The 18,741-nt window shown below is 66.0% G+C and carries 19 protein-coding genes; 4 read left to right on the top strand and 15 right to left on the bottom strand.

Features of this window, described 5'->3' with window-relative positions; all coding sequences use genetic code 11:
* Nucleotides 1-240 precede the first annotated feature (240 nt).
* The 4 genes from AC1DZT_RS04360 to AC1DZT_RS04345 all read right to left on the bottom strand — a co-directional run bounded on the left by AC1DZT_RS04360 (nucleotide 241) and on the right by AC1DZT_RS04345 (nucleotide 4,750).
* The gene (locus tag AC1DZT_RS04360) at nucleotides 241-1,131 is read right to left on the bottom strand and encodes an amidohydrolase family protein (protein ID WP_478005377.1); all 891 of its coding nucleotides are present in this window, start codon (nucleotides 1,129-1,131) and stop codon (nucleotides 241-243) included.
* On the bottom strand, nucleotides 1,132-2,121 hold the full coding sequence (locus tag AC1DZT_RS04355; protein WP_478005376.1) for an ABC transporter permease: 990 nt from the start codon (nucleotides 2,119-2,121) through the stop codon (nucleotides 1,132-1,134). It lies immediately after the preceding gene.
* Entirely contained in the window at nucleotides 2,118-3,647 is a 1,530-nt protein-coding gene (locus AC1DZT_RS04350) for a sugar ABC transporter ATP-binding protein (RefSeq protein ID WP_478005375.1), read from the bottom strand. Before AC1DZT_RS04350 ends, AC1DZT_RS04355 begins: the two co-directional genes overlap by 4 nt.
* Before the next feature lie 74 nt (nucleotides 3,648-3,721).
* Nucleotides 3,722-4,750: a sugar ABC transporter substrate-binding protein gene (locus AC1DZT_RS04345; protein ID WP_478005374.1), complete on the bottom strand. Its 1,029-nt coding sequence runs from the start codon at nucleotides 4,748-4,750 to the stop codon at nucleotides 3,722-3,724.
* Between the two features lie 329 nt (nucleotides 4,751-5,079).
* Here AC1DZT_RS04345 and AC1DZT_RS04340 point away from each other — a divergent pair, with 329 nt between their 5' ends.
* Complete coding sequence (locus tag AC1DZT_RS04340; protein WP_478005373.1) at nucleotides 5,080-5,982, top strand: LysR substrate-binding domain-containing protein; 903 nt, start codon at nucleotides 5,080-5,082, stop codon at nucleotides 5,980-5,982.
* Nucleotides 5,983-6,006: 24 nt separating this feature from the next.
* Here AC1DZT_RS04340 and AC1DZT_RS04335 read toward each other — a convergent pair whose 3' ends face one another.
* Genes AC1DZT_RS04335 through AC1DZT_RS04310 form a run of 6 tightly spaced genes read right to left on the bottom strand, consistent with a single transcriptional unit; the run spans nucleotide 6,007 to nucleotide 12,425 of the window.
* Nucleotides 6,007-7,611, bottom strand: coding sequence for a 5-guanidino-2-oxopentanoate decarboxylase (locus AC1DZT_RS04335; RefSeq protein WP_478005372.1), 1,605 nt, complete (start codon nucleotides 7,609-7,611; stop codon nucleotides 6,007-6,009).
* Nucleotides 7,608-8,558: an agmatinase gene (gene speB / locus AC1DZT_RS04330; protein WP_478005371.1), complete on the bottom strand. Its 951-nt coding sequence runs from the start codon at nucleotides 8,556-8,558 to the stop codon at nucleotides 7,608-7,610. Before speB ends, AC1DZT_RS04335 begins: the two co-directional genes overlap by 4 nt.
* Before the next feature lies 1 nt (nucleotide 8,559).
* Complete coding sequence (locus AC1DZT_RS04325) at nucleotides 8,560-9,654, bottom strand: ABC transporter ATP-binding protein (protein ID WP_478005370.1); 1,095 nt, start codon at nucleotides 9,652-9,654, stop codon at nucleotides 8,560-8,562.
* A 10-nt stretch (nucleotides 9,655-9,664) separates the two neighbouring features.
* Nucleotides 9,665-10,486 (bottom strand): ABC transporter permease, encoded by an 822-nt coding sequence (locus tag AC1DZT_RS04320; protein ID WP_478005369.1) that lies wholly within the window; start codon nucleotides 10,484-10,486, stop codon nucleotides 9,665-9,667.
* On the bottom strand, nucleotides 10,483-11,328 hold the full coding sequence (locus AC1DZT_RS04315; protein WP_478005368.1) for an ABC transporter permease: 846 nt from the start codon (nucleotides 11,326-11,328) through the stop codon (nucleotides 10,483-10,485). Before AC1DZT_RS04315 ends, AC1DZT_RS04320 begins: the two co-directional genes overlap by 4 nt.
* A 32-nt stretch (nucleotides 11,329-11,360) precedes the next feature.
* Nucleotides 11,361-12,425 carry an ABC transporter substrate-binding protein gene (locus AC1DZT_RS04310; protein ID WP_478005367.1) on the bottom strand — a complete coding sequence of 355 codons (1,065 nt, stop codon included), beginning with the start codon at nucleotides 12,423-12,425 and terminating at the stop codon, nucleotides 11,361-11,363.
* Nucleotides 12,426-12,597: 172 nt separating this feature from the next.
* On the opposite strand from AC1DZT_RS04310, the gene AC1DZT_RS04305 reads away from it, so the two are divergent.
* Nucleotides 12,598-13,533 (top strand): LysR family transcriptional regulator, encoded by a 936-nt coding sequence (locus AC1DZT_RS04305; protein WP_478005366.1) that lies wholly within the window; start codon nucleotides 12,598-12,600, stop codon nucleotides 13,531-13,533.
* On the opposite strand, the gene AC1DZT_RS04300 is transcribed toward AC1DZT_RS04305, so the two are convergent.
* From AC1DZT_RS04300 to AC1DZT_RS04285, 4 genes are read right to left on the bottom strand one after another with little or no spacing between them, the layout of a single operon-like run.
* Nucleotides 13,530-14,294: an amino acid ABC transporter ATP-binding protein gene (locus tag AC1DZT_RS04300; protein ID WP_478005365.1), complete on the bottom strand. Its 765-nt coding sequence runs from the start codon at nucleotides 14,292-14,294 to the stop codon at nucleotides 13,530-13,532. The genes AC1DZT_RS04305 and AC1DZT_RS04300 overlap by 4 nt on opposite strands.
* A gap of 30 nt (nucleotides 14,295-14,324) precedes the next feature.
* On the bottom strand, nucleotides 14,325-14,972 hold the full coding sequence (locus AC1DZT_RS04295) for an amino acid ABC transporter permease (RefSeq protein WP_478005364.1): 648 nt from the start codon (nucleotides 14,970-14,972) through the stop codon (nucleotides 14,325-14,327).
* Nucleotides 14,969-15,637 (bottom strand): amino acid ABC transporter permease, encoded by a 669-nt coding sequence (locus tag AC1DZT_RS04290; protein ID WP_478005363.1) that lies wholly within the window; start codon nucleotides 15,635-15,637, stop codon nucleotides 14,969-14,971. The genes AC1DZT_RS04295 and AC1DZT_RS04290 overlap by 4 nt, the downstream gene beginning before the upstream one ends.
* Before the next feature lie 6 nt (nucleotides 15,638-15,643).
* Nucleotides 15,644-16,429 carry a transporter substrate-binding domain-containing protein gene (locus AC1DZT_RS04285; RefSeq protein WP_478005362.1) on the bottom strand — a complete coding sequence of 262 codons (786 nt, stop codon included), beginning with the start codon at nucleotides 16,427-16,429 and terminating at the stop codon, nucleotides 15,644-15,646.
* Between the two features lie 355 nt (nucleotides 16,430-16,784).
* Here AC1DZT_RS04285 and AC1DZT_RS04280 point away from each other — a divergent pair, with 355 nt between their 5' ends.
* Both AC1DZT_RS04280 and AC1DZT_RS04275 read left to right on the top strand, forming a co-directional pair.
* Nucleotides 16,785-17,249 (top strand): carboxymuconolactone decarboxylase family protein, encoded by a 465-nt coding sequence (locus AC1DZT_RS04280; protein ID WP_478005361.1) that lies wholly within the window; start codon nucleotides 16,785-16,787, stop codon nucleotides 17,247-17,249.
* A 26-nt stretch (nucleotides 17,250-17,275) separates the two neighbouring features.
* Nucleotides 17,276-17,698 carry an Ohr family peroxiredoxin gene (locus tag AC1DZT_RS04275; protein ID WP_478005360.1) on the top strand — a complete coding sequence of 141 codons (423 nt, stop codon included), beginning with the start codon at nucleotides 17,276-17,278 and terminating at the stop codon, nucleotides 17,696-17,698.
* Between the two features lie 7 nt (nucleotides 17,699-17,705).
* On the opposite strand, the gene AC1DZT_RS04270 is transcribed toward AC1DZT_RS04275, so the two are convergent.
* On the bottom strand, nucleotides 17,706-18,629 hold the full coding sequence (locus tag AC1DZT_RS04270; RefSeq protein WP_478005359.1) for a LysR family transcriptional regulator: 924 nt from the start codon (nucleotides 18,627-18,629) through the stop codon (nucleotides 17,706-17,708).
* Between the last annotated feature and the right edge of the window lie 112 nt (nucleotides 18,630-18,741).

The following is an 18,741-nucleotide window of genomic DNA, read 5'->3' as shown; positions in this document are numbered from 1 at the left end:
CGAGGGGTGGCGCGGTCAGTGTCGTGACGAGCAGGCAAGTTCCTCCCTATCGGTCACGACCTCGTCGTCCCCGATGCGCCCAGTGTTTCGCAATTCATTCCGCAGAACAATTTAACTTATTTGGGCGAATGCTTAGTTTATCTAAGCGATCACCGGAGCGCAGAAGCCTTGCCAAGGCAAGGCGCAAAGCCCTCCGCCCGCGGTGGCGGGCAAGGGGCGTCATTCGAGGGAATGAGGGGGCTAGATCCGGTAGATCCGCTCTGCCGTGCCGCAGCGCACCCGGGCGCGGTCGGCGGCGGAAAGGGGGGCAAGGCTCGCCTCCAGCGCCTGAAAGATCTGCGCGGTCCCGGCAAACAGCAGATCGACCGGCAGGTTGCTGCCGAACATCACCCGGTCGGGGGTGAAGATCCCGATCACCTGCGACAGGATCGGCACCGTGTCGGCAAGGGTCCAGCGCGGATGGCCAAGGCCAAAGCCCGAGAGTTTGACCGCGACATTCCCGGCCCGGGCGAGGTCCTTGAGTGCCGACGCCCAATCGGCCAGGCCTTGCGCGCTGCGGTCGATCGGCATGCCGAAATGGTTCAGGATCAAGGGCGTGGCGGGGAAATCCTCGGCCAGTTCGCGCGCCATGGCCATCTGCGGCCAGTAGATCTGCAGATCGAAACTGAGGCCCCGCGCGGCCAGGGCGGCAAAGCCCCGGCGCCAGGCGTCGCTTTGCATCAGGTCGCGCGGGGCCACCCGCAGCCTCGGGTCCGCGTGCCAGTTCAGGATCTGGCGGATGCCGCGGACCTGGGGGACCTTGCGATGCGCCGCCAGAACGGCGGGGCAATCGGGATGGGACAGGTCCGCATGGGCGACGATGGCGCTGGGCAGGCCTGCGGGGTCAAGGCCCGCGAGCCAGAGCGTCTCGCCCACCGGGTCCTCGGGGGTCCAGCCGTTCTGGACATGCACGGTCTTGACCACAGTCTGCCCCGCCACCGCCTTGCGGTAATCCCCGGGCAGGAAGTTGCGGCGGATCGGCGTCAGATCGCCTTCCAGCGCCTGCGGTCGCCCCGGCGCGAGCCAAGGATAGCTGTGGCGGCGGATGTCCTGAAAATGCTGATGGGCATCGACGACAGGCTCCGGCACCATCTAGCGCTGCTTTCGGGTCAGACGGTCGGCCAGCACCGCAAGGATCACCACCGCCCCGGAGGCGACGAATTGCCAGAAGGACGGCACGTTGATCAGGGTCAACCCGTTCTGCAGGGCCCCCAACGTCACCGCCCCGACCAGCGAGCCGAGCGGGTTGCCGATGCCGCCGAACAGGCTGGCGCCGCCGATCACCGCCGAGCCGATGGCCTGAAGCTCGAACCCCTGGCCGCCGATCGGCTCTGCCGCGCCGATGCGGGCGATCAGGACAAAGCCTGCGATGCTCGAAAGCAGGCCGGAGATCGTGTAGACCGTGATCTTGATCGCGTCGATGTTGATGCCCGACAGCCGCGCCGCCTCTTCATTGCCGCCGGTCGCGATGATCCGTTCGCCGAGGCCCGTATAGGCGATGACCACGAAGCCAAGCGCCGCGATGCCGATGGCCAGAAGCACCGGCGTCGGCAGGCCGAGAAGCTGCCCGGCAAAGATGTCGCGGAACAGCGGCGGCAGGCCATAGATCGGCTGGCCGTTGGTATAGATCAGCGCCGCGCCCCGGAAGATGCTCAGCGTGCCGAGGGTGACGATGAAATCCGGCAGTTTCAGCTTGGCGATCATCACCCCGTTCAGAAAACCGCAGATGAGCCCGGTCGCCATGCCCGCCAGAATGGCGAGGGTGACGCCCTGGCTCGTGGCGATATCGGCGGCCACCATGCTCGACAATCCGGCGATGGAGCCGACCGATAGATCGATGCCCTTGGTCATGATGACCAGGGTCATCGCCACCGCAGTGATCGCGCTGATCGAGGATTGCAGCAGGATGTCCAGAAGGTTGGCGGGCTGGTAGAAGGTATGCGACAGGGCCGAGAAGACGACGAACAGCACGACGAAGCCCGAGAGGACCGAGGCGCTGCGCAACAGCTCGGCGCGGTCGACCGGGGTTTTGGCCGGGGCCTTGGCGGGGGCCGGGCGCGCGCTGTGGGGATTGGCGCTCATCGGGCCACCTCGGCGGACATGTGTTTCATCAGGCGTTCCTCGGTCAGGGTTTCGACATTGTCCAAAAGCGCTGTCAGTCGTCCGTTTTCCATGACGCCGATGCGGTTGGCCAACAAAAGCACCTCGGGCAGTTCGGAGGAGACGACGACGACCGCCGCCCCCTGTGCCGCAAGGTTCTGCAACAGATCGTAAATCTCGGCCTTGGCCCCCACGTCGATGCCGCGCGTCGGCTCGTCAAAGAGGTAGACTTTCGCCTTGGTGCCAAGCCAGCGCGCGATGACCACCTTCTGCTGGTTGCCGCCCGACAGGTTGCCGAGCGGCACCGCGATATCGGCGGGCTTGATCGACATTTCTTCCGACAGGCGCCGGATCGCGGCGCGGCGCCGGGTGAAATCGGTGAAGCCGCCGCGCGTGAAGCGGGAGAAGTTGGCCAGGCCGAAGTTGGCCTCGATGCTCATCATCGGCACCACGGCCTTGCCGCGGCGGTCCTCGGGGATATAGGCCACGCCGCGGGCGATGGCATCGGCGGGCTGGGTGATCCGCGCCTCGGTGCCCGCCAGCGACAGGCGGCCGGCGCGGATCGCATCGATGCCGAAGATCGCGCGGAGGACGGCGGAGCGGCCCGAGCCGACCAGCCCGGCCAGCCCGAGGATCTCGCCCGCGCGGACCTGCAGCGAGACCTCGCTGATGCGGTCCGTCGTCACCTGGTCCAGCGCCAGCGCCACGGGGCCCTCGCGCCCCAGGGGCCCGGCGCGGTGGGCGAGGGCCGCGGCGAGGTGTCTTCCGGTGATCATCTCGTTGATGCTGTCGGCGTCATGCGCCTCGGTCCGGTCCGACATGATGACGCGGCCGTCGCGCAGCACGGTGATCGTGTCGCAGATGCTCTGGATCTCGCTCATCCGGTGCGAGATGTAGATGATGCCCTTTCCGGCATCGCGCAGCTTGGCGATCACCTTGAAGAGGTTGTCGCGCTCGGACGGGGTCAGGCTGGAGGTCGGCTCGTCAAAGGCGATAATCTCGCCGCCGCGCGCCAGGGTCCGAGCGATTTCGACCAGCTGGCGGTCGGCCATGCCGAGGTCCGCCACCAGCGCCCTGCCGTCGATATGGGGGGCAAGTTCGGCGAGGAGTGCCGCAGCACGGCGGCGCAGCTCGGCCCGGGGGATGGTGCTGAGGGCAGGGGTGCTGCCCAGAAAGATGTTCTGCGCCACATCGAGCTGCGGCACGAGGCTCAATTCCTGGCTGACGAGGCCGATGCCCAGCGACAGGGCATGGCGCGGGCTGTCGATCCGGACCGCGCCCTTGGCGGCCAGGGTGATGGTCCCCGCATCCGGCTGGACCAGACCGAAGACGATCCGCATCAGCGTCGATTTCCCGGCGCCGTTCTCGCCCAGAAGGCCATGCACCTCACCGGGCCGCAGCGTCAGGTCGACGCCTTTCAGGACCACGACCGGGCCATAGCGCTTTTCGATGGCGGTGAGCGCCAGTAGCGGCGGGCCGCGATCGGGGGATGGGCGGGGAAGGGTCATGGCGCGGCCTCTGCAAACGGGGCACTGACCGGGACGATGCCCGGACAGCGCGGCTCTTGGAAGAGGGGGCGGGGTTACTTGACGGCGGGATCGGGGAATTCGGCGACATTCTCCGCCGTGATCACCGCCTGGGGCGAGACGACCCAGGCCGGGATCGCCTGACAGCCGAGGATGCGCAGACCGACCTCGACGCCCAGCTGGCCTTCGGCGAAGGGGAACTCGGCGACGGTGGCGGCCATCTCCTTGGCCCCGACCGAGCGTTTGGCATCGCGGATGCCATCGGTGCCGACGACCGCGACCTGCGCCATCGCATTGGCGGCGCGCACCGCCTCGACCACACCCAGCGCCATGCCGTCATTGTTGGCATAGACGCCGACCAGGTCGGGCGTGTCGCGCAGGATGGTCGAAGTGGCGTTCATCGCCGTCATCCGGTCCCAGTTGCCGGGCTGCGAGGCGACGAGCTGCAGCTTGGGATAGGTCTTCAGCTGATCCTCGAAGCCCTGGATGCGCTTGCGGGCATTGGGCGAGCCTGCGGCGCCCTCGATCTGGGCAACCTTGCCGCCCTCGGGGAAGCGGGTGTTGAGGTAATCCGCCGCCTTGGCGCCGATCGCCACCTGATCGGTGCCGATATAGCTCGTCGCCCCCTCGGTGCGGGCGTCGTCGATGATGATGGTGGGGATATTGGCCTCTTTGGCCGCGGCGATCACCGGGGCGAGGTTGGTGTCCGATTGCGGCGACAGAAGCAGGATGTCGGGCTTTTGCGACAGCACGGTCTGCGCGAGGTTCAACTGTTCGATCAGCGAGCTTTCGTCCTTGGCCGCCTGCACATCGACGGTGATGTCCTTGTACTTGGCCGCCTCGTCCTTGACCCCGGCCGCCACGTCCTGCCAGAATTCGTTGATCAGGGTCTTGGTCACATAGACCACATGCAGCGGCTTGGTGGGCGCGGGCACGGCGCCGAAGGTCTTGGCAAGATCGGCCGATTCCACCTTGTCGGTCGCGGCCGTCGGATAGGCCGTGCAGGTGTCGGCGGCAAAGGCCGCCCCGGCCAGCATCGCCGAAACCGCCGTGGTCGCTGCGAGAATGGTTGTCCTTCTGGTCATGTTTCATTCCTCCCGTGTTGTCCCGGCGCGGCGTTTCGGCGCCGGGTTTGATGACATCCGCGGCGCTGGATCCGGCCCGGCCCTCTGCCATCCGCCCGTCAGCCTCCCAGCAGCCGGGCGTCTCTGGCGCCGGGGTTTCCCCCGCCGTCCGCGGTGATGTTCGCAAAGGTCCAGGCACATGCGCCAATGTGTCCCCCGCAAGCCTATGCAGATGATTGTTTAGGCACAAATTAGATTGCCTTCCCTTCCAGTTAGAAATTCTAAGCGATGGCGCCGGGCATTGCGCGCTGTATGATCGGGCAGGGAATCCGGTGCGGGGGAGGGTTTGGGTGCAGTTGCCGATCAAAGCCATATGTGTGTTTCATGCCGCCGCCCGTGTCGGCAGCATCAGCAAGGCCGCCGAGGAGCTGAGCGTGACCTCCTCTGCCGTAAGCCAGCAGATTCAGGCGCTTGAGGTGCAACTTGGCGTGTCGTTGATGAGCAAGATGGGCCGCGGCATCGTGCTGACCGAGGCGGGCGAGCGCTATTTCGCGATGATCTCGGATGACATCGAACGCATCGCCGAGGCGACCAACATCATCCGTGGCCACCGTGACGTGACCACGCTGAACATCCGGGCCACGCCGACCTTGTCCAACAAATGGCTTCTGCCGCGGCTCAGCAGCTTTCTGGACGCCCATCCCGAGCTGGAGATCCGCCTCGACGGCACCAACGAGCCCACCGATTTCAAACGCGAGCTGGTCGATATCGAGATCCGCCATGGCGATGGCCGCTGGCCCGGGCTTTTCGTCGAGGGTCTGGGGGAGGAGACCTTCTTCCCGGTCGCCTCGCCGGATTATGCCGGAAAGGACAGCCTCTCGCCGCGCGATGTGCTGAATTACCGGCTGATCCAGTCGGTCAAGTCGCAGGCGCAATGGTCGCGCTGGCTTGCCGATGCGGGCGTGGTGCTGACCGACCGCTGGCGCTGCGTGAAGTTCGACCGCAGCCATATGGCGATCGACGCCGCCTGTGACCGGATGGGGATTGCCTTGGAAAGCAATCTGATGATGTGGCGCGAATTGCACGATGGCCGTCTGGTCTGCCCGGTCAGGGACACACCGACGATCAAGCTGACGACCCAGTGGATCGTCTGCCCGCCCGACCATCTGCGCTACAAGAAGGTGCGGGTCTTCCTCGACTGGGTGCGCGAGGAGCATCTGATCTGGCTGCAGACCCAGGCCTTTGCCGCCTAGGCAGCGGCCTGGGAAAGCCGCGGGTCAGGCCCAGCTGGCGATGGCCGGATCGTCGATCTCGATCACCGTGGGCCCTGCGGCAACAGCTGCGGTCTGCAGGGCGGTGTGCAGGGCGGCAAAGCTGTCGGGCTTGACCGCCTGGCAGCCGAAGCCGCGGGCGATGGTCTGGAAATCCGGCGTGTAGATATCGACGCCGATCTGCGGGATCTTGCGGTCGGCCATGTAGCTTTTGATCTCGCCATAGCCCTGGTTGTTCCAGACGAGGATCGGCACGGCGAGGCGCAGTTCGACCGCCGTGGCCAGCTCGGCGATGGTGAATTGCAGCCCTCCGTCACCGATCAGCGCCACCACGGGGCGGTCCGGCTGGCCGAGCTTCGCGCCAAGCGCCGCGGGCAGGCCGTAGCCGAGAGTGCCGTAACCGGTGGAGGAGTTGAAATAGCTGCGCGGCCCTGCAGGTTCATAGGCGAGGTTGCCGCCATAGACCGGCTGGGTGCTGTCGCCGACGATGATCACATCGGGCAGGGCCGCGGCCACCGCGTCCAGAAAGCGGTGATGCAGCTGGTAATCGGCGCGCAGGATCTGCGCCAGCTCCTGCCGCATCGCGGCTACCCGCGCGCGGGTCTTGGTCTGATCGGGGGCAAAGCCTTCGAGTGCCGCATGAAGCGCCGCCATCGCCAGCCCGGCATCCGAACAGATCCCGACCTCGGGCAGCACATTGCGGACCAGCTGCTGCGCCTCGATGTCGATGCGGATCACCCGGCCCTTGATGTCGAGGCTCCGCTCGAAGAGGAGGGTATCGGTCTCGGACAATTCGGTGCCGATGGCCAGGACCACATCGGCGGATTGCAGCGCGGCCAGAACCGGCGGCTGCGGCAGCGTCGCGCCAAGGCAGAGCGGGTGATGCGGCGGCAGCACCCCCTTGGCGTTGATCGTCACGGCGGTGGGCGCGCCCAGACGTTCGACCAGGGCCTGGGCAAGCGGGGCCGCTTGCGAGGTGCCGCCGCCCAGGACCACAAAGGGCGATTTCGCCTGCCGCAGCAGGGCGGCAGCCTCCGCGATGCCCTTCGGATCGGGCCCGGGCAGGGCGCGCGGACGAATGGCGTGGCGGGTCAGGCCATCGGCGGGGGCGGTGATCACGTCCAGCGGCAGCTCGATATGGACCGGGCCGGGGCGGGCGGAATCGAAGACCGCGAAGGCCCGCGCCAGAACCGTCGGCAGTTCCGCCGCGCGCAGGACCGAATGGCTGAAGACCGACACGCCGCGCACGAGGCCGCGCTGATCGGGCAATTCGTGCAGGCGGCCCTCGCCCAGGCCCAGCTCATGGCTGTTGTTCACGCTGGAAATCACCAGCATCGGCACCGAATCCGCATAGGCCTGGCCCATCGCGGTCAGGATATTGGTCATGCCGGGGCCAGAGATGATGAAACAGGCCGCAGGCTTCCCGCTGGCCCTTGCATAGCCATCGGCCATGAAGCCCGCGCCCTGTTCGTGGCGCGGGGTGATGTGGCGGATCTTGGTGTTGGGCAGGCCGCGGTACAACTCGACCGTATGGACGCCGGGGATGCCGAAAACCGTGTCGATGCCGTAGCTTTCCAGGATCTCGACCAGAACCTCTCCGCAGGTATTCATGTCCGGTACTGCACGCCGGGCAAGACGCAGAGCATCTCGTACATCAGGTTGGCCGCCGTGATCGCCGTGTTGCCGGTGGTGTCATAGGGCGGCGAGACCTCGACGCAATCGGCGCCGATGAGGTTGAGGCCGCGGCAGCCGCGGATGATCTCGATGCCCTGGATGGTGGTCAGGCCGCCGATTTCCGGCGTGCCGGTGCCGGGGGCGAAGGCGGGGTCCAAAGCGTCGATGTCGAAGGTCAGATAGACCGGCCCGTCGCCCATCTGGGCCCGGATTTCCGCCATCAGCGGGGTGAGGGACTTGTACCAGCACTGCTCCGCCGGGACCACGCGGACGCCAAGGTCGGCCGCCCAGTCGAAATCGTCGGCGGCATAGCCCGTGGCGCGCAACCCGATCTGCGCCATGCGTTTGGGGTCGATCAGACCTTCCTCGATGGCGCGGCGGAAGGGGGTGCCATGGGCGATGCGCTCGCCGAACATGTGGTCGTTCACATCGGCATGGGCATCGACATGGATCACGCCGACCGGCCCGTGAACCTTGTGCATCGCGCGCAGGATCGGCAGGGGAATGGTGTGATCGCCGCCGAGCGTCAGGGGTTTGGCACCATGCGACAGGATCTCGTCATAGGCCGCTTCGATGATGCGGACCGAATCCAGCAGGTTGAAGGTGTTGATCGCCACATCGCCGATATCGGCCACCTGCAGCGATTCAAACGGCGCGGCACGGGTTGCCATGTTGTAGGGCCGGATCATGCAGGATTCCGCCCGGATCTCGCGCGGGCCGAACCGGGTGCCGGGGCGGTTCGAGGTGCCGATGTCGAGCGGGATGCCGACGAAGCAGACATCGAGGCCGGCAGCCGTCGGCTGGCTCGGCAGGCGCATCATGGTGGCCTGGCCGCCAAAGCGCGGCATCTGGTTGCCGCCAAGCGGTTGGTTGAAATGGGTCATCTTATCCTCCGGTTCCGGTGCCTGAGGCAAAGACGAGGCAATCCTCGGCACAAAAGCTGATCTTGACGCGGGCGCCCCGAACGAAAGGCGCGCTGCGGGTGCTGGGTTCGACCACCATCAGGGGGCCAAGCGCGCTGCCCAGCTGATAATGGATCTCGGCGCCCATGTAGCGGGCCTGCAGGACCTCGGCATCGAACTGGTTGGCGCCCATCGCCGGGGTCTTGTCGGCGACCTCGGCCATGGTGATGCGCTCGGGCCTTATGCCAAGGCTGACCGGCGTGTCATCGCCCAGACCCTGCGCCGTGGCCGACAGGACCGCGCCCTGGGTCAGCACGGTGGCGAAACTGCCCTTGCCAAGCTTCAAAGTGCCCTCCAGCCAGTTGCTGCGCCCCATGAAGCCCGCGACGAAGCGGTTGGCCGGGCGGGAATAGATCTCCGCCGGCGCGCCCTGCTGGTCGATCCTGCCGCGGTTCATCACGATGATGCGGTCGGCAAGGCTCATCGCCTCGTCCTGATCGTGGGTGACGACGAGGGTGGTCGAGCCGACCGCGGTCAGGATCTCTTTCAACTCGGCGCCAAGTTCCTCGCGCAGCTTGGCGTCGAGTGCGGAGAGGGGTTCGTCCAGCAGCACCAGTTTCGGCCTCGTGGCCAGAACCCGGGCGAGGGCGATCCGTTGCTGCTGGCCGCCGCTCAACTGGCGGGGGCGGCGGTCGGCCACACCCTCCAGCTGCACAAGGCGCAGCATCTCGGCCACGCGGGGGGCGATCTCGGCCTTGGGGAAGGCGCGTTGCTTCAGGCCGTAAGCGATGTTCTCGCCGACGCTCATATGCGGGAAGAGGGCGTAATGCTGGAACAGAAGGCCCACGTTGCGTTCATAAGGGCGCTTGCCGATCACCGATTCCGCGCCGATCTCGATCACGCCGGCATCGGGCTCCTCGAAGCCCGCGATCAGGCGCAGCGTTGTGGTCTTGCCGCAGCCCGAGGGGCCAAGGAGGGCCACCGTTTCCCCCGCCTCGGCCGAAAAGCTGATGCCATCGACGGCAGCCATGGCGCCAAAGCTTTTGCGGACATTCTCGAATTTGATCACGGTTGGCATGTGGGTCCTTTCAACGGAAGGCGCCTTCGCCGATGGCACGGTTGAGGCCGACGACCTTCTCCAGCGCCAGGATCAGCACCACGGTCAGCCCCATCAGCATCAGCGAGGCGGCGGCGATGGTCAGGTCGAAATTCGCCCGCATCGAGCTGATCAGGGCAATCGGCAGGGTATAGGTATGCGCATCGGTCAGCATGATCGACACGGCGACATCATCCATCGACACGGCAAAGGCGAAGATCGCCCCCGACAGGATGCCGGCGCGGGCGAGGGGCAGGGTGACGCCCCAGAAGGCCCGCCGCTCGGTCGCGCCAAGGACCAGCGCCGCCTCGGTATAGCTGCGGTCGATCTGCTGCATCGAGGCGAGCGTGGCGCGGATCGTATAGGGCACGGTGATGATGACATGGCCGCAGAGAAGCCGGGCAAAGCCGTTGATCAGCCCGATCTGGCTGAGGAACAACAAAAGCGCAAAGCCGATCACCACCGGGGGCACGACCAAGGGCGACAGGAAGAAGGCCACCAGCTGGTCCTTGCCGCCGAACTGTGCCCGGTCCAGCGCATAGGCGGTCACAAGGCCGATCAGCAGCGAGATCACCGTGGCGCAAAGCGCCAGTTTCAGGCTGGTCGCAAGCCCGGTCAGGAAATAGCTGTCCGAAAAGAAGGCCGTGAACCAGCGCAGCGACAGGGCCGGCGGCGGCAGCGGGCCAAGGAAGGCCCGCGCGTCAAAGGCCATCAGGGCGGTGACGAGGATGGGCGCCAGCAGGAACAGCACCACCAGACAGTTCATCACCTTGCAGGCGAGCCGGATCAGGTCATCGGCGAGATGCTTGCTCATTGCGGCCACCTTCTGTTGATCAGCGCGGTCATGGCGTAGACGATCCCCATCGCCAGCACGAAGAGCACGACCGAAATTGCCGCCCCGCTGGGGTAATTCGCGATCTCGCTGAAGCGGGTGTAGATCAGGTTCGATATGAAGAGGACGCGCCCCTTGCCCAGGATCATCGGGATGACGAAGGCGCTGATCGAGAAGGTAAAGCCGAAGAGGAAGGCCGCCAGAATCCCGCGCATGCAGAGGGGCAGGGTCACCGTCAGATGCGCCTTCCAGCTGGGTGCGCCCAGAACCTGCGCCGCATCGGTCAGGCGCGGGTCGACGTTCTGGATCGTGGCGAGCAGGGTCAGCACCGACATCGGAATCACATAATGCAGGAGGCCCATGCCGACCAAGGTCTCGATATAGGGCCGCCCGTTGGTGGCGATGCCCAGGTTGCGCAGCAACGGCCCGAAAGGTCCGGTGGCCCCGAAGGTCAGCTCCAGCGCATAGGTGCGCACGAGGACGCTGAGGAACATCAGCGCGACGAAGAAGCCGATGGCCAGCATCCGCCCCCGTGGCGACAGGCGGCGGGCGATCCAGTAGGCCAAGGGGAAGGCGAAGAACACCCCCGCGGCCGAGGCGAGAAGGCTGATCCGCAGCGTCTGCAGGAAGAAGGCCACGAAGGAGGTCTTGAAGAGCTCGCCATAATTGGCCAGCGTGAAGGGCGCATCGGCGGCCGAGCCGATGCTGCCGGGTTCATAGTAGCGCAGGCTCTGGATCAGAAGCCCCGCCATCGGCAGCACGAACAGCGCCAGAAACAAGGCGCCGCCCGGCAGGAACAGGACGAAGGGTCGTCTTGTGGTCATCGTCCTGTCTCCCTTTTCGACAGCCGCAGCGCTTACAAGAGCGGGGCGATCTCGTCTTCCCAGCGCTTGGCCCAGGCGTCCTGATTGGTCAGAACCACATTGAAGTCAGGCACATAGACGTATTTGTCGAACTCTTCCGGCGTGAAGGCCAGGTGCTTGAGGGCGTCCGGGGTCTTGGCCTTGACGTTCAGGGGCGCCTCGCCTGCGACATTGGCGTAAAGCTCGCTCATCTCGGGGCTGATCGCGAAGTTGATGAAATCGAGCGTCGCCTGCAGGTTCGGGCGGTTCTTGAAGACCGCAAAACCGCTTTGATACAGGAACACCGGCATGCCCTCGGTCTTGGTCAGGCGCACCAGCGGGAAGGCCTTGGCGACCTCGGTCAGCTGCGGTTCGGAGTAGAAGCCCCCGACCGTCTCGCCGCTGGTGAGCGAGGTGGTGAAGTCGGTGTCTGTGACCGCGACCCGGCCGATATTGCCCGAGGCGGCGAGCTTCTTCATGAACTCCCAGCCCGGTTCGAGGTTGTTCTCGTCACCGCCGCCGTGCAAGGCCAGCGCCACCAGCTGCAAAAGCATGCTTTGCGTCGGGCCCGGCCAGCAGAGCTTGCCCTTCAGCGCCGGGTTCAGCAGGTCGTCGATGCTCTTGATCTCGATCGGGCTGATGTCGGAGCGGTAGGCGAAATAGATCCCGCCCACGGCGCGCGGCACGGCCATCCACTCGCCCTTGGCGTTCTTGACGATGATCTTTTCGGGAATGTCGGCGAGGTTCGGCACCGTTTCCACCGTCACCGGCACCAGCCAATCCTCTTTCAGCATGCCGTTGAACGAGCCTTCCCAGCCGGCGACATAGTCGTAATCGGCCGTGGGCCAGGTCGCCTTGATCTTGGGCAGGATCGCGCCCGAGCCGCCCTGGTGCAGCACCCAGTTGAAGGTCACCGCATCCTGTTTGGCCGCGATCTGCTTCATCGCATCGACCACGCCGCCGCCCCATTCGACGGCGGTCAGTTCGGTCGTGGCGGCCCGGCTCATGAAGCCGATGGACGAAAAGGCCGCCGTCGCCGCTGCGGTCTGCAAGGCTTGCCGTCTGGTGAATCTGGTCATGTCGTTCCCCGTTGCTGTTGGTTCTGGATCTGCTGTCCTTGCGCAAAAGGTTAAAAAATGCCCGGGGACCGAACAATATCGACCTGTGAAAGCTGGGTTGGCCTTTGGTCGATGTATCGGGGTTACGAAACCGGGCGGCAGGGCGTAATCTGGCGCGGTAAGGAGAGGTCCCATGCTCAGCAATCTGTCCGAAGCCGATATCCGGCTGCTTCGCGTCTTTGCCGCCGTGGTGGATGCCGGGGGCTTTTCGGCGGCGCAGATCGACCTCAATGTCAGCCAGTCCACCATCAGCACCCATATGACCGCGCTGGAACAGCGCCTTGGCCTGCGGCTTTGCGAAAGGGGTCGTTCGGGCTTCAAGCTGACCGAGCGGGGGCAGCTGATCTATCAGGCGGCGCAACGGCTTTTCTCGGCGATCGACGAGTTCCGTTCCGATGCCGGGGCCGCGCGCAACTGCCTGACCGGGTCCTTGGTGGTGGGCATCGTCGACAGCCTGATCGCCAACCCCGATTGCAAGCTTCATGCCGCCATCGGCAGCTTCAACCAGATCGCTCCCGAGGTGCAGATCACCCTGCGCGTCACCTCGCCTTCCGAGATCGAGCGCGTGGTGCTGGAGGGCAGCTGCGACCTTGGCCTTGGCACCTGCGGCCAGCATTCGCCCTATCTCGACTATGAAGACATCTTCGAGGAGCGGCAGGTTCTCTACTGCGGCAAGGGCCATGCCCTCTTCGAACGCCGCGACATCCGGGTGGCGGACCTGAAAGACCAGCAGTTCGTCCGCCGCGCCTATGCCGCGCCGGACCGCCTGCCTGCGGGCGTCAAGACCACCTCGACCGCGGTGGCCGACCTGATGGAGGCGGTCGCGGCCTTTGTCCTGTCGGGTCAGTTCGTGGGCTTCCTGCCCGCCCATGTCGCCGCCCATTGGGTGGCGCAGGACCTGATGCGCCCGCTTTTGGAAAGCGCCGTGGGCTATCCCAACCCGGTCTATCTTGCGACGCGGAAGGCCGAGACGACCAAGCCGGTGCTTTCGGTCTTCCTGAAGGAGTTGCGCAAGGTCCATGCCGCGCGCAAGCCGGCGCCCATCGGGCGGGCGGCGGTCACGGCCTAATGCGACAGGACCTGCGACAGGAACAGCCGGGTGCGTTCGTGTTCAGGGTGTGAGAAGAACTGCGCCGGGGGGGCGGTCTCCACCACCCGGCCGTGATCCATGAAGATCACCTTGTCGGCCACGGTGCGGGCAAAGCCCATCTCATGCGTGACGCAGACCATCGTCATGTGATCCTCGGCCAGCGAGATCATCACATCCAGCACCTCCTTGATCATCTCGGGGTCGAGCGCCGAGGTCGGTTCGTCGAACAGGAGGATGCGCGGCTCCATGCAGAGGGCGCGGGCGATGGCGACGCGCTGCTGCTGGCCGCCCGACAGCTCGCTGGGGTATTTATGCGCCTGTTCGGCAATCCGGACCCGGGCGAGGTAATGCATCGCCAGCTCCTCGGTCTGCCGCCGCGCCTGATGGCGGACGCGGCGCGGGGCGAGGGTGAGGTTCTGCAAGACGGTCAGATGCGGGAAGAGGTTGAACTGCTGGAAGACCATGCCCACCTCGCGCCGGACATGGGCGATGTTCCTGACCTGATCGGTCAGCTCGACCCCTTCGACGAAGATCTGGCCCTTCTGGTGGCTTTCCAGCCGGTTGATGCAGCGGATCGCGGTGGATTTGCCGGATCCGGAGGGCCCGCAGATCACCACGCGCTCGCCCTTCGCCACGGTCAGCGACACGTCTTTCAGAACCTGAAACGGGCCATACCACTTGTCGACATGGCGCAACTCGATCATCGGGGGTTCGGGGGTCAGCGCGGGGGCCGGGGCCATAGATAGTTCCGGGTTCATCGGGGTTTCCATTCAGCGCGTGCTCCGCATCCGGCGTTCCAGATAGCGCGAGCCGAGGGTCAGCGGGTAGCACATCGCAAAGTAGATCAAGGCGACCAGCCCATAGACCACGAAGGGTTTGAAGGTGGCATTGGCGACGATCTGCCCGGCGCGCGTCAGCTCTTCAAAGCCCACGATCGAGGCGAGGGCGGTGCTTTTGAGCAGCTGGACCAGAAAGCCCACCGTCGGCGGGATCGCGATCTTCAGGGATTGCGGCAGGATCACATAGCGCATCTGCACGAGGTAATTCATCCCCAGGCTGGCGCTGGCATCCCATTGCCCGCGCGGGATGGCATCGACGCAGCCGCGCCAGATCTCGGCCAGAAAGGCGCTGGCATAAAGCGTCAGCGCGATGCTGGCCGCCATCAGGGGCGCCACATCGACGCCCAGCATTGGCAGGCCGAAGAAGACGATGAACAGCTGCAGCAGCAGGGGCGTGCCCTGCAGAAGCTGGATATAGACCGAGGTGAACCTTCTGCCAAAGCGCGGCGAGGCATAGCGCCAGAGCAGAAGCAGCGTCGCCCCGATGCCACCGCCAATGAATGCAATCGCGGCCAGAAGCAGCGTCCAGCGCGCCGCCATCAGAAGGAAGGGGAGGATCTGGGCAAGGGACAGGGTCATGCGCGCCTCACCGTGAAATAGCGGCGGCCGATCTGGCCAAAGACCCAGCGCAGCGCCAGGGCCATCGCAAGGTAGATCAGCGCCACGACGCCATAGGTCTCGAAGGCGCGGTAGCTGCGCGACTGGATGAAATCGGCGGCATGGGTCAGGTCGGTGACGGCGATCTGGCTGACGACGGCGCTTTCCAGCATGGTGATGATGATCTGGCTGACCAGCGCCGGATAGACCGTCGTGATCGCCTGCGGCAGGATGATCAGCACGAAGGCCACCACCGGGCTGATGCCGAGGGCAAAGCCCGCCTCGCGCTGGCCGGGGGGGACGGACTGGATGCCGGCCCGCATGATCTCGATCCCGTAGGCGGTCAGGTTGATCACCATGGCCAGCGAGGCCGCCGCCAGCGCCGGCATCTTCACGCCAAGGCTCGGCAGGCCGAAGAAGATGAAGAACAGCTGCACGATGAAGGGCGTGTTGCGGATCAGCTCGACATAGGCCAGCACCGCCCGCCGCGCCCAGACCGGACCCCAAAGCGCCGTGACCGCCCCGCCGATGCTGAGCGCAATCCCGATCGCCCCCGCAATCGCCGCCAGAGCCAAGGTCAGGCCTGCCCCTTCAAGGAGCAGGCCCGCGTTGTCCAGAATGGCCGTATAGTCCCAGACATAACCCATCGGCGGTCAGAAACCTGCAGCCAGCGGCGCCTTGAGCCATTTGACCGCCAGCTCGTTCAGGCTGCCATCGGCCTTCATCGCGGCGAGGGCCGTGTTCAGCTTGTCCTTCAGCGCGGTCTCGCCCTTCTTCACCGCCATCTGCGAGGGCGAGGAGAGCAGCTGGAACTTCTCGACCGGGGCAATCGCCGGATTCTGCGCGAGGATCGTGGCCCCCACGTCATTGCCCACCACCATCAGCGTGGCCTGACCCGACATGAAGGCCGAGATGACGCCGCTGTAATCGCTGTAGCGCTGGATCGTCGCATCCGCCGGGGCGATCTTGGACACCTCGGTATCCTCCAGCGTGCCGCGGTTCACGGCGATGGTCTGCCCCGAAAGGCCTGCCGCATCCTTCACGTCCAGGTCCTTCGGGCCCATGACGGCGATGTAATAGGGCGCATAGGCATCGGTGAAATCCACCACCTGGGCGCGCTCGTCGCTATAGCCGATGCTGAGCAGCAGATCGACCTTGCCTTCGGTGAGGAAGGGGATGCGGTTCTGCCCGGTGATGGCGACCAGCTCGGCCTTGACGCCAAGGGCCGCGGCCAGCTTGTCGGCCACCTCTGTGTCATAGCCTTCGACCTTCATCGCGCTGTTGAGCGAGGCGAAGGGCGGGAAATCCTCGAAAATCCCGACCTTGATCACGCCGGCCTTGGTGATGTCTGCCAGCGTGTCGGCCAAGGCCAGGCCCGGCATCAGGCCTGCGGCGATGGCGAGGCCAAGGACTGCCCTGCGTGTGATGGAAAAGTTCATGCGTTCCCCCTTGTTGACGGATTGGTCACTTGTTTCTGACTGCCGGGTGAGTTTGGGGTCTTTCCGGCCGCGTTCAATATCAATCGTCCGAAACCAAGTTCGGCCCCGGTCCACGTAACAGTGCCGGTCCGACAACCGCAATGGCCGCCGGTGCTTGCGCGCTGGCGGTGCTTGCGCGGGGCAGGGGCCGCCCGAGCGGCATCTCTGGTCCGCCGCTGCGATTATCCATCTCTGCGCCACCTCAGTGATGCCGCCAAGGCGGATAATCGGCGGGGCGGAACCGGACTAGGCTTCTGGCAGGGCGTCAGACGCCGGAATGGTCCGGCAGCGCCAATCACCCCGGAAAGGAACTCCCATGTCCCACCGCATCGACTATGCCGCCGCCAGCCCCGCCGGGATCAAGGCGCTGGGCCAGGTCTATGGTCATATCCTGCAATCCGGCCTCGAGGGCGGGTTGGTGGATCTGGTCTATCTGCGCATCAGCCAGATCAACGGCTGCGCCTATTGCATCGACATGCACAGCCGCGATCTCGCCAAGCGTGGGGTTGCGGCCGAGAAGGTCGCCCTGCTGCCGGTCTGGCGCGAGGCTGCGGTGCTGTTCTCTGCGACCGAACGGGCGGCGCTTGCCTGGGCCGAAAGCCTGACGCTGGTTGCAAGGACCGGCGCGCCGGATGCCGATTACGAGGCCGCCGCCAGGGTCTTCGAGCCCAGGGCGCTGACCGATCTGACCATCGCGATCGGGCTGATGAACACCTACAACCGGCTTGCCATCGGCTTTCGCGCGGTGCCCGGCGCGGTTGCCGCCTTGAAAGCCGCCTGAGGCGCCCCCCCCCTTTGAAAGCCCCCATGTCCTTGATCTACCAGACTGAAGCCACCGCCATCGGCGGGCGCATCGGATCGGCGGCCAGCGTGGACGGCGCCCTGCGCGTCAGGCTGCGCCGACCGAAGGCGCTTGGCGGCACGGGCGATCCCGGCACCGACCCCGAACAGCTGTTTGCTGTGGCCTATGCGTCCTGTTTCCTCTCGGCGATCCGCTTCGTTGCGCGCCGCCTGCGGGTTTCCATCGCGCGCGACGCCAATGTCACCGCCACGGTCGGCCTGTCGCGCCGCGACGACGGGACGGGATTTGACCTTGATGTCGGTCTTGCGGTCGATCTGCCCGGCCTTGACCCCGAAACCGCCGCGCGGGTCCTGAGCGCGGCCCAGACAGCCTGCCCCTATTCCGCCGCGCTGCGCGGCAATTTCGAGATCGGGCTGCGCCTTGCCTGAGCGGCCCTCACGTCTCGATCCCTTGGGCCCAGCTCTTGCTGGCGAAATGCTGGCGTAGGTAGTCCAGAAAGACCCGCACCCGGGCCGGTCGCGCCCGTCCGGGCGGGGTGACGACATGGAAGGCGGCGGGAACGACCGGCCAATCCGGCAGCACCTCCTCCAGCAGCCCGTCCTTGAGCTCCTGCGCCACATAGGCCTCGGGCAGGGCGGTCAGGACCAGACCCGCGACGAGGGGCGGCACCGCCGCCGCGGCCGAGTTCATGTGCAGCGGCCCGTCGACCCGCACCGACACCTCGCCCTCGACCGCGTGGTGAAAGCGCCAGACATCGGCGCCGGCGATATGGGTGAAGATCAGGGCCGGATAGCGGGCCAGATCGGTTGGGTGCTGCGGGCGGCCGTGGCGGTCCAGAAAGTCGGGCGAGGCCACGACCGGCACCCGGAACGAGAAGAGCCGGCTGATGCGCAGCGAGGAATCCGGCTCCGGCCCGACGCGCAGCACCAGATCGAAGCTTTCGGCCACCATGTCGATCCGCCGGTCGGTGATCTCCAGATCCAGCTCGATCTCGGGATAGCGCTTCATGAAGCCCGGCAGCAGCGGTGCCAGTTGCGTGGCGGCAAAGGCCATCGAACAGGCAAGCCGGATCAGCCCGCGCGGGATGGCGGCTTCCTCGAGGATCTCCGCCTCGACAGCGGCGCCGTCTTCGAGGATGCGGGCCGCCCGTTCAAGCGAGAGGCGCCCGCTTTCGGTCAGCGACAATTGCCGCGTGGTGCGGTGGAGGAGCGTGGTGCGCATCCGCTCTTCCAGGCGGGTGACGACCTTGGACACCGTGGTCTTGGCCAGGCCCAGCTCCTCCGCGGCCTGGCTGAAGGAACCGCGTTGGGCGACCTTGGCGAAGATCGCCCAGGCCTCGAAGTCGGGGATTTGCGGCATCCGTGATCCTCCGGTTGGCGTTGCGGGATCGCTGGCGGGCGGCGCCTGGGGGTGGCCACCCTGTCCCGAATGTGCGGCCGATCCAGGGCCTGGACAAGCGGCAAAGCGGCCT

This window comes from Rhodobacter sp. P1_C2, assembly GCF_056406375.1.
This window is presented reverse-complemented; position numbering and strand designations above follow the sequence as displayed.

Excerpts from the sequence above, each read along its gene's own strand:
- AC1DZT_RS04275 (WP_478005360.1), top strand. The coding sequence starts at position 17,276 with ATGTCCTTGATCTACCAGACTGAAGCCACCGCCATCGGCGGGCGCATC.
- AC1DZT_RS04355 (WP_478005376.1), bottom strand. The coding sequence starts at position 2,121 with ATGAGCGCCAATCCCCACAGCGCGCGCCCGGCCCCCGCCAAGGCCCCG.
- AC1DZT_RS04345 (WP_478005374.1), bottom strand. The coding sequence starts at position 4,750 with ATGACCAGAAGGACAACCATTCTCGCAGCGACCACGGCGGTTTCGGCG.
- AC1DZT_RS04305 (WP_478005366.1), top strand. The coding sequence starts at position 12,598 with ATGCTCAGCAATCTGTCCGAAGCCGATATCCGGCTGCTTCGCGTCTTT.
- AC1DZT_RS04360 (WP_478005377.1), bottom strand. The coding sequence starts at position 1,131 with ATGGTGCCGGAGCCTGTCGTCGATGCCCATCAGCATTTTCAGGACATC.
- AC1DZT_RS04295 (WP_478005364.1), bottom strand. The coding sequence starts at position 14,972 with ATGACCCTGTCCCTTGCCCAGATCCTCCCCTTCCTTCTGATGGCGGCG.
- AC1DZT_RS04335 (WP_478005372.1), bottom strand. The coding sequence starts at position 7,611 with ATGAATACCTGCGGAGAGGTTCTGGTCGAGATCCTGGAAAGCTACGGC.
- speB (WP_478005371.1), bottom strand. The coding sequence starts at position 8,558 with ATGACCCATTTCAACCAACCGCTTGGCGGCAACCAGATGCCGCGCTTT.
- AC1DZT_RS04320 (WP_478005369.1), bottom strand. The coding sequence starts at position 10,486 with ATGAGCAAGCATCTCGCCGATGACCTGATCCGGCTCGCCTGCAAGGTG.
- AC1DZT_RS04315 (WP_478005368.1), bottom strand. The coding sequence starts at position 11,328 with ATGACCACAAGACGACCCTTCGTCCTGTTCCTGCCGGGCGGCGCCTTG.
- AC1DZT_RS04285 (WP_478005362.1), bottom strand. The coding sequence starts at position 16,429 with ATGAACTTTTCCATCACACGCAGGGCAGTCCTTGGCCTCGCCATCGCC.
- AC1DZT_RS04270 (WP_478005359.1), bottom strand. The coding sequence starts at position 18,629 with ATGCCGCAAATCCCCGACTTCGAGGCCTGGGCGATCTTCGCCAAGGTC.
- AC1DZT_RS04280 (WP_478005361.1), top strand. The coding sequence starts at position 16,785 with ATGTCCCACCGCATCGACTATGCCGCCGCCAGCCCCGCCGGGATCAAG.
- AC1DZT_RS04300 (WP_478005365.1), bottom strand. The coding sequence starts at position 14,294 with ATGGCCCCGGCCCCCGCGCTGACCCCCGAACCCCCGATGATCGAGTTG.
- AC1DZT_RS04290 (WP_478005363.1), bottom strand. The coding sequence starts at position 15,637 with ATGGGTTATGTCTGGGACTATACGGCCATTCTGGACAACGCGGGCCTG.
- AC1DZT_RS04310 (WP_478005367.1), bottom strand. The coding sequence starts at position 12,425 with ATGACCAGATTCACCAGACGGCAAGCCTTGCAGACCGCAGCGGCGACG.
- AC1DZT_RS04350 (WP_478005375.1), bottom strand. The coding sequence starts at position 3,647 with ATGACCCTTCCCCGCCCATCCCCCGATCGCGGCCCGCCGCTACTGGCG.
- AC1DZT_RS04325 (WP_478005370.1), bottom strand. The coding sequence starts at position 9,654 with ATGCCAACCGTGATCAAATTCGAGAATGTCCGCAAAAGCTTTGGCGCC.